Below are 14259 nucleotides of genomic sequence, written 5' to 3'. Positions count from 1 at the left end.
ATGTCTTACCGCCTTTTTGTCCGGCCGGTGCCTCCGTATGCGGACCCGGACCAGAGCCCCGATGCCCAGCTGTTCAGCTGGGTGCTCCAGGATGCCAGTGGCGATGCTCAGGCCAGAGGCACGGCTGATACACGGGAGCATATCGAGCAAACGCTGGCACAGAATGCGCTGGAGAAAGTGCTGCTGATCGGGCTGATTCCCGGTGACGAGGCGGTTTTCTGTCTGGCGGATATACCGGCGAAACAGACCCGTTTTATTCAGCAGGCCCTGCCGTATGCCGTTGAGGAGCAGATAGCCCAGGACATTGACTCGGTGCATCTCGCGCTGGGGCCGCACACGCCTGAGGGCTACCGGGTTGCTGCCATCGATCGCGAGCAGATGGCCCGCTGGCGCCAACTGTTTTCTGGCTGGTACCACGCCCGTCTGGAGGCCGTCTATCCTGACGCTTCACTGTTGCCGGCAGCGGAATCCGGATGGGTGATCTGCCTGGATGCAGAGTCGGCACTCCTGCAGAGCCAGCGGGGAGAGTGGCTGCGCATGCAGGCAGATAATCTTCCGCTGCTTGCAGTGACACTTGCTGCGCCTTCGTCTGACGAAGTGGTGGCCGAAATTCCGGTGCAGCTATATGGCACCGAGGCAGATCTGGACGCGAGCCAGGCCCTGGTGAGCGAGCTTTCGGGAACCACCGGGCTTCTTCGTATCGAAAAGAAGCCGTTGGAGTTTTCAGTAACCGAGTTCCTGGCGTGGTCGTACCACCATCACCTGAGCCAGCCCATTAATCTGTGCCAGGGGGCGTTCGCGTTCAAGGCGGAGGGCAGCAGCCCCCTGAAACCCTGGAAGCCGCTTATCGCCGTAGCATCACTCTGGTTCGTGATCCAGATGGGGCTGGAGATCGGTATGGGAATCTACCAGCAGCAGCAAGCGGAGCAGCTTGAAAGCCAGGCCATGGCAGTTTACCGGAATGCCTTTCCCTCGGACCGCCGAACCCATGCCGGAAACGTACGACGTGTGATCGAAGGCCAGTTACGGGTTGCTGGCTCCCAGGGCTCTGACGTCGATTTTATCACCCTGATGAAATACACCGGCGATCAGTACGGCCGGCTGCAGAATCCCGGAGCTGTTACCTTTAACTCGATCAACTACAGCCGGAGCCGGGGCGAACTCGTGGTGGATATCCGGGCCGACAGTTATGATCGGTTAAGCCGTCTGCGTAACGGACTGGCCAGCGAAGGGCTGCAGGCCCAGATCGGTTCCGTGGTCAACGAATCCAGCGGCGCCCGAGGCCGCCTCACGGTCTCAGGAGGATAAGCCCATGTGGTCACGCATCAAGGATCAACCAGCCGTGGGCAAACTGATTGCTCGCTATGATCAGTTACCCACCCGCGACCGTCAGGCATTGACTGCTCTGGGTATAGCCCTGTTGCTGGCATTGATTTATCTGCTGATCTGGCAGCCGGTGACTCAGTTTCATGACCGGGCTGCCTCGAGTCGTGAGAATGCCGCAGAACTCCTGGCCTGGATGCGGGCTAACGAGACGACCATTCAGCGCCTGGGCTCGGCTGGTGGCGCAGCGACAACTGCGGCAGGGGCTGACAAGCCGGAAGACGGGCGGGCATTGATGGCCCTGGTGACTCGTTCAGCCGGAGAGGCGGGGCTTTCTTTGCAACGCTTCGAGCCCAGCGGTGAGGGTGCCATCCGGGTCTGGCTTGAAAACGCCGCCTATGCGGATGTGGCAGCCTGGCTTGAGCGTTTGCACAGTAATCATGGCGTGGTGATTGACCAGGCCGCACTTGATCGGGGCAATGGGCCCGGGCAGGTATCCGTGAGGCTTACGCTGGCGATCTGACCGGCAAGCGTGACCCCACACTAGCGAGGGAGCAACACGATGGCAGACAACAACAATAATGCTGAAGCTGTTCTGGTTCGCCTGGACGAGACGGCACGAAACGAGGCCCAGTCGGTGCTTTTTCATGCCTATCGGGAGGAGCCGACATTCCAGTACCTGTTCGATCACCGGAAACCCGGTTACAGCCAGAGGGTGAGGGCGACCATCCGGGAACTGATCGACCTTTATCTGGAGCTGAATCAGGATGCCATCGGTGTGATGGTGGACGAAACACTGGTCGCGGTTGCGTTTGTAGGTGAGCCGGAACTCAGGCTGAATCTGGCAGACCAGCTTGGCTGGCGGGTGCGTATGGTTCTGACGGCGGGCTTTTCATCTACGCGCCGGTATCTGGAGTATCATCGCAGGATTCGCGACCTTTTGCCGCAGAGGCAGGCGCATCAGTTGCCGTTGATGGGAGTCAACCCAAAATACCAGCACAAGGGGTATGGTCGGATGTTGCTGCAGGCAGTGGAGCGCCTGTGTGAGGAAACCCCCCGGGGCAGTGGATTGGTGCTCGATACCGGGAACAGCCGTTACCTGCCGTTTTATGAATCCGAGGGGTTCCGAAGCCTGGGCAAGATCCGGCTTGGTGATTTTGAAGACCACGTGTTGTTCCGGGAAGTGCTCGCAGACGAAGATCAGTCGAGTGAGCCCCGGCAGCAGCAATCTTGAAGTAAACAGGAGAAACAGTGTCTGAGAGCCATGATTTTGATCTGATCGTTATCGGGGCCGGTTCCGGCGGTGTCCGGCTCGCCCGCATGTCGGCCCAGCGCGGTGCGCGGGTGGCGGTGGTTGAATCCCGTTATCTGGGAGGAACCTGCGTTAACGTGGGTTGTGTTCCGAAAAAACTCTTTGTCTATGGAGCGCACGTCAGGGAAGAGCTCGAAGATGCAAATGGATATGGCTGGTCTGTGCCAACAGACGATGTCTCGTTTGACTGGCCAACGCTGGTCGCCAACAAGAATGCCGAGATAGAGCGCTTGAATGGCATTTATGGCCGATTGCTCGAGAATGCCGGCGTCACCATCATTGAGGGTACGGCCAGTCTCCGCGACCCTCACACGGTGATCGTTGGTGATAGAGCTTTTTCGGCAGCGCACATCACAGTTGCCACGGGCAGCTGGCCAGTGGTTCCGGATGTTCCCGGCAAGGAATTTCTGCTCACCTCCAATGAGATGTTTTACCTGCCACAGTTACCTCGCCACGCCGTGGTCTGGGGCGGTGGTTACATTGCCGTCGAGTTCGCCGGCATTCTCGCGGGTCTTGGTGTGGAGACCACGCTGCTGTACCGGGGCGAGCTGTTCCTGCGAGGGTTTGACGATGATATCCGCAAGTTCACGGAACAGGAGATGCGCAAGAAAGGCGTGGATCTCCGGTTCAATGTCACGATTGAATCTGTCGAGCAGTTGAATGCTCACTACCAGGTGAATCTGAGCGATGGCAGCAGCATGGAGACCGGGCTGGTTATGGCTGCGACAGGTCGCCGCGCGCTCGTAGACGGACTCGGGCTGACCGATCTGGGAGTGGAACTCAATGCTTCGGGTCATGTTGAGGTGAACGATCATTTCCAGACGGCGGTACCGTCCATCTCCGCCCTTGGTGATGTCATCGGAACGCCGCAGCTAACGCCGGTTGCGCTGGCGCAGGCCATGGTGCTGTCCCGGCGGCTGTTTGGTGATGGCCAGGGTGATATGGACTACAGCGCAATACCGACCGCTGTCTTCTGTCAGCCTAATATCGGAACGGTCGGGTTGACCGAGAAAGAAGCGCGGGACGCGGGGCATTCGCTGCGGATTTACCGTTCCGAGTTTCGCCCCATGAAGTACACCCTGAGCGGCCGTGATGAGCGCTGTCTGATGAAGCTGATTGTGGATGATAGTTCAGACAAGGTACTGGGCGCCCATATGGTTGGGCCGGATGCCGGTGAAATCATCCAGGGACTGGCGGTGGCTATTAAAGCCGGTGCCACCAAGGCCCAGTTTGACGCTACGATGGGCATTCACCCGACATCCGCTGAAGAGTTTGTCACCATGCGAGAGCCGGTGGCCTGACAGGGTGGATAGCGCCGGAGTGCAAAGCCTGCCAGCTCCGGCGCTCGTTATTACACGCGAATCCAGCGAGAGAGTACCTCCCGCAACGTATCCCTTCGCACGGGCTTGGTCAGATAGTCGTTCATACCTGCTTCTTTGCAGGCTTTCTCAGTATCCTCAGACACATCGGCGGTCAGTGCGATAATGGGTACGCCGCTCTGACCATTTCCCTGTTCCCAGTCGCGGATCATACGGGTGGCATCATAGCCATCCATTACTGGCATCTGGCAGTCCATCAGAATGACATCATAACCTTCGTGGTCATTTTTGATTCGTCTAACAGCATCGGTACCATTGGTCACGCATTCGGTCTGGAATCCGAACTTCCGCAACAGCGCTTCCGTTACTTTCTGGTTCACCAGGTTATCCTCGACCACCAGGGCCCGGGCGGTACCGGTCACCTGTTCCCGTGGCTCATCGGTTGGAGGATTCTGATAGGCTAGCTCGAAAGGCAGCTCGAACCGGAATGAGGATCCCTGGCCGATGTCGGACTCCACCTGCACATGCCCACCCATCAATTCGACCAGGCGCTGAACCAGCGACAGCCCAAGCCCTGTGCCACCGTGAGCCCGGTTATCGCCGGCGTCCAGCTGCTCAAAGCTGTTGAAGACACTTTGCAGTCGTTCCGCAGGAATACCAGAGCCTGAATCCTTAACCGAGCATTGGACGAGTACGCAGTGGTTTTCAAGCTCAAGCCAGTTCACCCGGATGCCGACGAATCCTTCGCTGGTGAACTTCAGTGAGTTGTCGATCAGCCCGGCAAGAATCTGCCTCACCCGCGGCGCATCTCCAAGCACGGCAGGATGCCGTGGCCATTCACCGAGGAACTGGAGATCCAGGCTCAGCCCCTGCTTTTCTGCGGCGTGACGGTAGGAGGCGACGCAATTGGTGAACAGGCTCTGAAGATCGAAGGCCTGTTGGTCCAATACCAGATTGCCATTGTCCATTCTGGCGTAGTCCAGGATATCGGAGATCACGGTCAGCAGGTCTTCCGTGGATTGCCGGGCCGTGGTCAGGTAGTCGCTCTGGCGCTTGGTCAACGGCTCTTCATGAATCAGGTCAACCATGCCGAGCACGCCGTTCAGGGGAGTCCGAAGTTCGTGGCTCATGGTGGCAAGAAACTCTGACTTGGCCTGGCTGGCGTGTTCCGCTTTCTCCCGGGCACTTTCAGAAATCGCCAGTGTCTGGTCCCGGGCAGACCGAAGTTGTTCCAGATGAACTGCGAGTTCGTTCAACTGTTGCTGTATCTCCGCAATTTCCCGGGCACTGCCCTTGCTGGAGACCGGTTGCGTGGTGTAGTCACCAACAATCAGCTTGCCAACGCGGCTGGACAGTTGTCGCATGGGCTGAAGGATATTGTTCAGGAAATGGTTTGCCAGCAGCAGGCTGAACACCAGCAAGGCAAAGCCCACGGTCAGGGAGCTCCAGAGAATATCCTGCCTTCGGGTTTCCAGAACGTCGGGGTTCACCCCGACTTGCACCAGTCCCACCCGAAGCGATCCGGAATTGAAGTTCCAGCCGCCGGTAAACCAGTCACCCGCTCCACCAGAACCGATCTCCAGTGGTTCCTGCAGAATCTCGGCGTCATAGATGTCGAAGATTCCGTCTGCTGTATGTTCCGATTCGATACCTCGGCTGACAAAACCGAGCTCTTCGCCAACGACGTCGGTCACGCGAATCCAGTCTGCTTTGCTGCGTTTCAGGGACTGCCCGAGGACCTGCTCCAGAGCCGTTGAGTTACCGGAGACCACGGCATACTCAAGTGCTGGGGCGAGGCTGTCTGCGAGCATCTGACTGCTTTGGGCCAGATCCAGACGGGCATCTTCGAGACGGGCTGAGGTAAAGAAAACCATCAACGCCACAAAAATCACGACCGCGGGCAGGGCGCCAAGCAGGAGAAGGCGCCGCGAGAGCGACATGCCGGGAGTGTTGGCTGTGTTGCTCATTGGCCGGCCTCCTGGTTGTTCTCGCTAATCATGTTTTGTACCGCCTGGGCAATCCACTCCCGTTCTGGCATCGGGATGTTCAGGGATCGCGCAACCTGCTGGTTTACCTCAACCCGGTATTCGTCCGGGTAGGTTGGCGCCGGGAAGGTACCGGAGTCGAAATAGGCTATCAGGTGACCGGCTGCAAGCTCAGCCATCTCAATGAACGGCGCGTAGCTGGAGGCGAGGGCGCCGGCCTTGACGTAGGCCTGGCTCGGGCCGATCAGGATCTTGTTCCTGCGATAGGCGGTTAGCAGAATGTGTTTGATATTGCGTGGGTTGTAAATGGCATCATCCTGTCCGGCAAGCAGAAAATCACCGAAGCTGAGGGCACGAATCAGGCTTGGGATAAGTTGATCCTCGGTATCGGCAATAAAGACCTTGGCCTCCAGGCCGTAGGGTGCCAGTTGATCGATGAGGGGTTCGTAAAGTTCTACGCTTTCGGTCGTGGCAAGCAAGGCGACGCGGGTTGCCTGGGGCAGGATGACCTTGCCGGTCAAGGCTTGCCGTAATAAGGGCGCATCGTAATAGACGGCAGAAACCTGGCCGGAAAATCGTGTGGTATACCCCTCGATGAAATCCTTATCAACCAGTAATGCCAAAACCGGAAGATCTCTGTTGGCCTGGCGCACCCGTGAGAATGCGGCAGGCCCTATTGCGATCACTGGTTCATTCTCGAGAACGGCGAGCTGGCTTTCAGTCAGTGGCTCCAGTGTGACCTGGTCGCCAAGCTGTTCTGTCAGCAGGCGAGCAACGTGGTCATCCAGAGCCGCGTTTCCAGATCCAGCAATATAGGCTGATCCGGTCCCCGATTCCTGGCCTAGCGCGAGACCAGAATTCACGAACAGCAAAGCCATCAGCCAGACCAACATAGAGGTGAATCTGGCAAGTTTGAGTGTACGGCCCGTTGTAACGTTACCGTTAGGGTTGAGCATCGTCTGACAGCTGGCCCATTCCATTGACTGTTTAGTTTCCTGCCCTGCACACCGTCAAAAGCGAATACCGGCTTCAACAAAAAACTGGTTATGATCTTCGATGTTGTTGTCTGAGCTTAGCTCAGGTTCCCGGTTCAGGTAATGTTGCATGGATAGCGCGATTTCAGCCGTATAACGGGGCTGGAATATCTGTTTCACCAACCGGGTATCAAAGCGTTCAAACCGGGTGTTGAATTCGTCGGCCCAGTAAAATGCACCAGACCACTTAAAGCCTGCGGGAAGATCCTGAATAATCGCCAGGCTACCCGAGTGCCGGACAGACATCCGCTCCAGCAGTTCGGTCATGTAGCGCTGCTCGTTTTCGTTTACCGTGCCGTCAGATTCCAGAATCGGCGCGCCGGTATACCAGGTCTCCTGATCAAGATAACCGTAGCTTGCTCGAAGCAGGGTGCCGGGAAAATCGAGGCTGGCTTCAACCTCAAAGCCCTTCTGGTCAACGGCCACGTTGTTTTCCAGCGTCCACTCCTTGAGCTGGATAACGCCACTGATCATGTCTCTGAGCTCATCGCGAAAGCCTCTGACTTCAAGCGAGAACAACGCTTGATCCAGAGGAAACTGCCCGAAGTAGCTGATTTCGTGAGAGGTTATGGTCTCCTCCTCAAGATCGTTACCCAGTGTGAGGATACCTGTTTCCTGGGCGGCGTCCTCAATCGTGACGCGGCGACCATCAAGGTCAGAATAGATTGCCGGTCTGACATTACGCAGGGTGTATCCCCAGTCAGGGCTTTGTTCAAAGCCATCAGGAGTTCTGACAGCCTGGGAGAACACAAACCTCAGGGCGTGGTTATTGTTCACCACGAAGTTTGCGGCTGCGCGGGGAGAGAAATAGCTGTCGCCTGTGGTGCTGGTTCGCTCCCAGTTGCCGCCGGCATTAAAGGTGACCCATTGCCAGGGACTGTATTCCAGGTTGCCGAACAAGCGGGACTGATAGTTGTTTCCGCGCCCGTTGAAGTAGGTTTCTGAACGGAAGATATCTTTACGGAAACCCGCGCCGGAAACCAGTTTCAGGCTGTCGCTGACAATCAGCGTATCCTGAGCTTCCAGTTCAATCCGGGTATCTTCGGAATCTGCATCCACTACTGCAAAAGCGTCGGGACCGCCCTGGGATATGAAACAGCGCCGTTCCCGCCCGCCGGCCGTGTACGTGTACTCGTACAATGGAGTGTTGTTTCGGAGGCATTCCACCGTGCTGTCCGGGAAACTGATGGCATATTCCTGGCGCCGGTCAAAGTTCTCAACGCTGGCCTGCAAGTGGATGAAATGCTCGCTTGAGAAACTATGGTTGAGCTTGCTTTGCAGATAGTAGTCCCGCACGTCGATGTCCGGATGGTCCAGCGGATTGAGTTCGCCGCTTTTGTCCTTGTCCTGGTATTTGGTGCCATCGACCACGCCGCCCTGAAGTTCCAGGTTAGTCCCCGGCGTAAATGTCAGTCGAGAATCGTAGATAAAAGAGTTGATATCGTGGCCATCATTGAACGGGAAGCGTTCATCGTCATCGACCTGATAATCAAATCCGTCGAACTTGCGTCTCTCGAAACTCAGGCGCCAGTCGTAACTCGAATCCGCATTGCCGGTGGAGGCAAACGTGCGCAGGTAGCCTCTGGAGCCACTGGTGACCGTCGTTTCCAGGTTGGCGCTGTCCGCAGGATCCCGAGTAATGATGTTGATGGTGCCCAGAAATGCGTTGATACCATAGGCGGCCGAATTCGGTCCTCTGGCAACCTCAATGCGCTCGATCAGCTCGAGGGGCACAGGCATGGTTTCCCAGTCCATGTCGGACAGGGTTGCCCGGTGAGCCGTCCGGCCGTCTACCAGAACCTGCATTCTCCGCTGTTCGTAGTGGACTGTGCCGTGGTAGGTAACCACGGGCTGATGGCTGCCAACAAAATTCACCACCATGCCAGGCACCAGTCGGAAGACTTCGTACAGGTTCCGTATGCCCAGTTCCCGGATAAGATCGCCGTCAATCACCGTGGTGCTGCCGGGTACACGGGTTTTAGGCTGACGTAGCCGGGTGGTGGTCAATACCTCGGGAATGGTGCCATTGAGCCCGGGTATGTCATCATCAAAACTGGATTCCAGGGTCTGGGCGGTGCCGGGTATTGCCACCCCAATCAGGGCCGCAGAGAGGGAAACCGACAACCACAAGCGTCCGTGCAAGCGATGAAGAGAGCGTTGCTTTGCAAACAGGTAATTCGTAATGGCCATGTGTGTCGTTCTATAATTTGCCGAGATGAAAATATTGTTATGGTTCTCAACTAATCCTAAGTGAGAGAGCCCCGTTTGTCTCCATAAAGAATACAGATTTTCCATTATCGGAGTTGCTGTTGTATGAACTGTTGGGATCTTCTCGGAATTGAGCCGACTGGCGACCAGGATCGGATACGCCAGGCCTACGAGCGTCAGTTGAAGTTTGCGTCAGGCGATGAGGCCCGGGCCCTGGAGCGGGCCTACCGTGAAGCGACCGGTGGCGCGGAGCCCCAATCGACGGCCAATGCGCCGGACGGAGTCCCGTCATCAAGCCCGACAGACAATGATTCCGGACAACTCCGCTATGAAGACGCTGATTCCCGGGCGCTGACGTCCGAAGAGGCCCAGGTTACCCGGGAAGTCATTATCCAGATCAGGGCGTTGATGAACGATAATTACCGCCAGCAGGATGTTGCTATCTGGAAGGCCATCCTGTGTGAACCCCCGGCAGATCGTGTTGATGTTCGCCGGGAGATTGGTCGCCAGTTGGAGCCCCAGGTTCGCCCGCTGGCAGAAAACGGCGCGCTTCCGGCTCCGGTCGCGCGCTTTCTGGGGGACTGGTTCGAGTGGTTCAGCCTGAAAGATGTTGTTGAAGAGCCGGATCCACGGACTTACCCGGAGTCGGATATGCTATCTGGCCGAGGCATGGGGGAGGGGGAAAGCGATTCCGCCGACCAGCCTCCACAGATGGTGAATTTCTGGCCGGCGGTTATTGGCTGGATTGTGGGTTTAGCGATTCTGGCAACCATTTTCGGAGGCATGGGCGGGGGCTGATTTTGCCTGTTGAATTTTCTCACGATACTTCTGCGCAAGAATGGCCCCGACAATCACCTGGATCTGGTTGTAGCACATAATCGGCAACACGATCATGCCAAACCCCGGATGGCCAGAGAACAGCACTTTGGCCATCGGCAAGCCAGACGCCAGGCTCTTCTTCGAACCACAGAACACCACCGCGGCTTCATCCTCCAGACTGAACCCCAGCTTTCGTACCATCAATCGAGCGATCACCATAAACAGCCCCAGCAAACCGAAGCAGATCAGAATGGCCAGGACGATGGCCTGTATCGGAAGGTTCTGCCACAGGCCACTGACCACGGAATGAGAGAAGGCCGAGTACACGATGATCCAGATCACACACTGGTCATAGCGCGCCATTAGCGACTCATTGCGGGACAGGTAGCCGCCGAGCCAGGGGCGCAGGGCATGGCCAACCGCAAATGGCAGCAGTAGCTGAAGCACGATGTCTTTCAGTGCCTCGGCAACCGAGAACTCTCCGGCGCCCGAGGTGGATACCAGGAGCAGCAACAAAAACGGTGTCAGCATCATGCCGAACACATTGGATGCGGCCGCACTGCAGATGGCAGCCGGTACGTTGCCCCGGGCCATGGCGGTGTAGGCAATCGAAGAAGATACAGCGGATGGAAGTACGCCCAGATACAGAAAACCCAGCCCCAGGTCTTTGGGCATCCACTCGGGCGCAATAGTGCTCAGTTCATTGACCGGCAGTACGGCAAGGGGGAAAAACACGAAGGTGAGGGCGGTAATCAGGATGTGCAGCCGCCAATGGGTGGCGCCGTCGATGATCTGCTGTCTGGACAGAGCTGCGCCATGAAAGAAAAACAGTAAGGCCACCGCGATGGTGCCTGCGGTGCCGAGCGCTTCTGCCGCCTGTCCCGTTACCGGCAGGAACGAGGCGAGAACAATGGCGCCAAGTAACAGCAGGGTAAAGGTGTCTATCCGGAATTTCACAGCTTACTCCTTACCACTGAGGGCATTGAGGCTTGGTGTCAGAAGCGCCCTCGATAGTGCCTCCGCTTTATCGGAATCTTTCCGGCGAATGGCTGCCAACAGCAGTTCGTGGTCTTCCTGGCTGGGTTCCGGGAGATCTGAATCCATTTCGGTTCGCTCGATGGTCTGGCTAACCGCGTGAGAGAAATAGTCGTAGAGCTCAATCAGGGCAGAATTGTGAGATGCTCGCACCAACGAGTGATGAAACCGCTCGTCGTGCCGTATACGTTCGGCAATGACCTCTCCGGCCGCCGCTCGCGCATCCAGGGCCTCGGTCATGGCTTTAAGGTCCGCTTCGTTGCGGCGTCTCGCTGCCAGGCGTGCCGCTTCCGTCTCCAGCGTAATCCGGACCTCAATCTGTTCTGCCAGTCGGCTTCGGGCAATTCTCCGAAGTGTTTCTCCGGCGTCCCTGTTTGCGCGCACGTAGGTCCCGTCTCCCTGTCGGGTTTCCAGCATGCCAACGTGCACCAGAACCCTTACGGCTTCGCGGATTGTATTGCGACTGATCCCTAAAGCCTCGGAGAGCTCTGCCTCGACGGGTAAGCGAGTACCTACCGGCCATTCCCCGCTCTCAATCGTTTTCCGGAGACTGTCAATGGCGGTTTCGACCAGCGACCCTTTGCGGATTGGTGTTAGCATAATGGATCATCCCTCTATATGGTGATCCAATCATCCTATGTTTAAGTGTCTGATTCAACTCTGGCTTAAAAAACTCATGAGAGACCTCGGCGGGGCGGTTCCGTGCTGCCAGGCTCAGGCGTTCACCGGGTCAAGAAACTGGTAGTCCGCGGTATCCACTGACCGGGTCGCAAACCGGTAACTGAAGGTGAAGCCGGGCCAGTTCACGGTGTTTCGCCCATGCTCGTCCAGGTACCAGGAGCTGCAGCCAGCGTCCCATACACTGCCTTCCAGCCCGCGCTGGACCACCTGGCAGTATCGGCTCTGGCGATCCTCCCGCACATCCATGGCCGCGCCGGGGTAGCGGGAGAGGGCGTCCAGGGCACTTAACACGTACCGGTACTGAGATTCGAGCATGAACAGAATCGAATTGTGTGCCAGGTTGGTATTCGGGCCATAGAGCATGAAGAGATTGGGGAATCCACTGACTGAGATGCCTTTGAAAGCTTTGCTGCCGTTGGACCATGCGTCATTCAGCGTCAGACCCTCACGGCCGGCAATGTGGATGGGCGAGAGAAACTCGCTGGCCCGGAAGCCAGTTCCGAAGATGATGATGTCGGCAGGCCGGTGTTCGCCTTTTTCAGACACAATCCCGGTCTCGTCTATTCGGGCTATGCCGTCTGTGAGCAGGTTGACGTGGGGCTGATTGACCGCTCGGTACCAGTCGTTGGAGATCAGGATTCGCTTGCAGCCAATGCGGTAATCGGGGATCAAATGGTGGAGTTTATCCGGGTCTGTTACCCAGCGGCGGGCTTCTTTCCGGGCCTGATGGGCGAACAGATCCAGAATCCACGAGAAACGGGTAAATGCCAGAGCCCGGGATTCGTTCTTCCAGTAGATGAGGCCCCGGTAGAGGCGGTCCCACAGTGGCAGCTTTTTAAACAGTGTTTGCTCAAACTGGTGAAACGGCCGGTCCGGCTTGGGCAATACCCAGGCGGCTGAGCGCTGGTAAAGGTCCAGTTGCCCGACCAGTGGCGTAATTTCGGGCACAAACTGAATCGCGCTGGCGCCGGTTCCTATTACCGCAACGCGCTTGTTGCGAAGCTCGGTGTGGTGCTGCCATCGGGCGGAGTGAAAGCAGGCGCCCCGGAAGGTCTCGAGCCCCGGAATGTTCGGTATGGCTGGCCGGTTCAACTGGCCAGTGGCGGTGATTAACACGTCGGCGTTGAATGTGTCGCCGGTTTCGGTCACCACGCGCCACTGGTTGCTGTGATCGTCAAATGTTGCGGACGTTACCGCCTGATTGAACTGGATGTGAGGCTCCAGTTGGTATTTGGTAACACAGGCTTCCATGTATTCGAGGATTTCAGGCTGAGCTCCGAATTTCCGGCTCCAGTCGTGTTTGGGCTCGAACGAGTAGGAGTAGAGGTGGGACTGAACATCGCAGGCCGCGCCGGGGTATGTGTTGTCACGCCAGGTTCCGCCCACACCGCCGGCTTTTTCCAGCAGAGTCAGGTCCGTAAATCCTGCCTGTTTGAGTTTGATGGCCATACCGATTCCGCCGAATCCGGTACCGATAATGAGAACAGAGGGTTTTCGGGTGCGAGCGTGGACCATGGATAATCCTTGTTATTGTTGTACACCAACGACTATAACGGCCTGTTTGCGTAATACATAGGCCGAATCAACCAGATTGATTGTCCGAAAAGGTCAGTAACTCCTCGGCTTTCTGAGCCATCAACTCCCGCAATACCGGCGACTCAAACTGGCGCCGGATACGAATGGCGTAAAACTCTTCGAATACGCCGGGCAGGGCACCGTAGTCCTTCAACTCGCCGTTTCTCAACTCATCCCGGACCACCACCGGCGGCAGTATGGCGTAGTGGCCGCTGTCCCGGGTCAGCAAACGCATCATGGCCATGTCGTCTACTTCAGCGATGATTACAGGGTGAATGTGGTGGTGCTCACAGAGCTGATCGAAGGCCTGCCGTATGTTGTTGTCAGGCCCCGGCAGAATCAGGGGTCGGTCGCGCAGAATATCGGGAAATCCAGGGGCATTCTGGCTGCCCGGCGGCCCGATTACGCTGACCGACTGGCGGGCTATACGGCGTGAGCGCCAGGGCGTTTCTTCGTCACCTTGTACTGGCTGATTCGACAGAATCAGATCGAGTCGGTGCGCTGACAAACGGCGAAGAAGGTCGTCAAGGCTCCCGCTTTGCAGCTTGAGCTCCAGATCTTTTCGTCCCAGCAGGGGCCGCAGGAAGCCTTCCTGAAAGTTTCTGGAGAGGGTTGCGACCGCACCGACTTTCAGAGTTTCCCGGTTGGCCTGACGCCCGGTACGAAACAGCGCCTCTAGTTCCTCCCCCTGGCGGAAAATCTCTTCAGCGTAGGTAAAGGCGACCCGCCCGGCCTCCGATAGTCGAAGTCGACGTCCCTCCCGGACAAAAAGATCGTAGCCAAGGCTTTCCTCCAGCTTTCGTATCTGGCCGGACAATGCGGACTGAGAGATATGAAGTGATTCGGCCGCCCGGGTGAGGTGTCCGGTTCGAGCCACAGTCCAGAAATAGTAAAGGTGATGGTAGTTCAGACGCATGGTGGCCTCTTGTCTGTTCTTTAAAAGTGAACGATTTAATCTTTATAAACCA

Annotated in this window: 12 protein-coding genes; 5 read left to right on the top strand and 7 right to left on the bottom strand. The window is 57.2% G+C overall.

Annotation, left to right across the window (positions count from 1 at the left end; translation table 11 throughout):
* The 4 genes from gspL to gorA are packed head-to-tail and all read left to right on the top strand — an operon-like array spanning window position 1 to window position 3936.
* The gene (gspL, locus tag QPL98_RS03430) at window positions 1-1308 is read left to right on the top strand and encodes a type II secretion system protein GspL (protein WP_011784848.1); all 1308 of its coding nucleotides are present in this window, start codon (window positions 1-3) and stop codon (window positions 1306-1308) included.
* 4 nt (window positions 1309-1312) lie between these two features.
* The gene (gspM, locus tag QPL98_RS03425) at window positions 1313-1846 is read left to right on the top strand and encodes a type II secretion system protein GspM (RefSeq protein ID WP_011784849.1); all 534 of its coding nucleotides are present in this window, start codon (window positions 1313-1315) and stop codon (window positions 1844-1846) included.
* Between the two features lie 39 nt (window positions 1847-1885).
* Window positions 1886-2557, top strand: coding sequence for a GNAT family N-acetyltransferase (locus QPL98_RS03420; RefSeq protein ID WP_011784850.1), 672 nt, complete (start codon window positions 1886-1888; stop codon window positions 2555-2557).
* A 17-nt stretch (window positions 2558-2574) separates the two neighbouring features.
* Window positions 2575-3936 (top strand): glutathione-disulfide reductase, encoded by a 1362-nt coding sequence (gorA, locus tag QPL98_RS03415; RefSeq protein WP_303292681.1) that lies wholly within the window; start codon window positions 2575-2577, stop codon window positions 3934-3936.
* 50 nt (window positions 3937-3986) lie between these two features.
* Here gorA and QPL98_RS03410 read toward each other — a convergent pair whose 3' ends face one another.
* The 3 genes from QPL98_RS03410 to QPL98_RS03400 form a co-directional block, all read right to left on the bottom strand.
* The gene (locus QPL98_RS03410; protein ID WP_011784852.1) at window positions 3987-5921 is read right to left on the bottom strand and encodes an ATP-binding protein; all 1935 of its coding nucleotides are present in this window, start codon (window positions 5919-5921) and stop codon (window positions 3987-3989) included.
* Window positions 5918-6832: an ABC transporter substrate-binding protein gene (locus QPL98_RS03405; RefSeq protein ID WP_041656790.1), complete on the bottom strand. Its 915-nt coding sequence runs from the start codon at window positions 6830-6832 to the stop codon at window positions 5918-5920. The genes QPL98_RS03410 and QPL98_RS03405 overlap by 4 nt, the downstream gene beginning before the upstream one ends.
* 117 nt (window positions 6833-6949) lie before the next feature.
* Window positions 6950-9163, bottom strand: a complete 2214-nt coding sequence (locus QPL98_RS03400; RefSeq protein ID WP_303292680.1) for a TonB-dependent siderophore receptor — start codon at window positions 9161-9163, stop codon at window positions 6950-6952.
* Window positions 9164-9286: 123 nt separating this feature from the next.
* Between QPL98_RS03400 and QPL98_RS03395 the strand changes: the two genes are divergently transcribed.
* A complete protein-coding gene (locus QPL98_RS03395; RefSeq protein ID WP_303292679.1) occupies window positions 9287-9979 on the top strand; it encodes a J domain-containing protein in 693 nt (230 codons plus the stop codon).
* Here QPL98_RS03395 and QPL98_RS03390 read toward each other — a convergent pair.
* The 4 genes from QPL98_RS03390 to QPL98_RS03375 all read right to left on the bottom strand — a co-directional run bounded on the left by QPL98_RS03390 (window position 9935) and on the right by QPL98_RS03375 (window position 14207).
* Window positions 9935-10957 (bottom strand): bile acid:sodium symporter family protein, encoded by a 1023-nt coding sequence (locus QPL98_RS03390; protein WP_303292678.1) that lies wholly within the window; start codon window positions 10955-10957, stop codon window positions 9935-9937. The two genes, QPL98_RS03395 and QPL98_RS03390, sit on opposite strands and share 45 nt — an antisense overlap.
* Window positions 10958-10960: 3 nt before the next feature.
* On the bottom strand, window positions 10961-11635 hold the full coding sequence (locus QPL98_RS03385; RefSeq protein WP_222448131.1) for a FadR/GntR family transcriptional regulator: 675 nt from the start codon (window positions 11633-11635) through the stop codon (window positions 10961-10963).
* 114 nt (window positions 11636-11749) lie between these two features.
* A complete protein-coding gene (locus QPL98_RS03380) occupies window positions 11750-13231 on the bottom strand; it encodes an NAD(P)/FAD-dependent oxidoreductase (RefSeq protein WP_303292677.1) in 1482 nt (493 codons plus the stop codon).
* A 67-nt stretch (window positions 13232-13298) separates the two neighbouring features.
* The gene (locus tag QPL98_RS03375) at window positions 13299-14207 is read right to left on the bottom strand and encodes a LysR family transcriptional regulator (protein WP_222197786.1); all 909 of its coding nucleotides are present in this window, start codon (window positions 14205-14207) and stop codon (window positions 13299-13301) included.
* Window positions 14208-14259 lie beyond the last annotated feature (52 nt).

The sequence above is a fragment of the Marinobacter sp. ST-43 genome, assembly GCF_030541085.1.
In the GTDB taxonomy this organism is placed as follows: Bacteria; Pseudomonadota; Gammaproteobacteria; order Pseudomonadales; family Oleiphilaceae; genus Marinobacter; species Marinobacter nauticus.
This window is presented reverse-complemented; position numbering and strand designations above follow the sequence as displayed.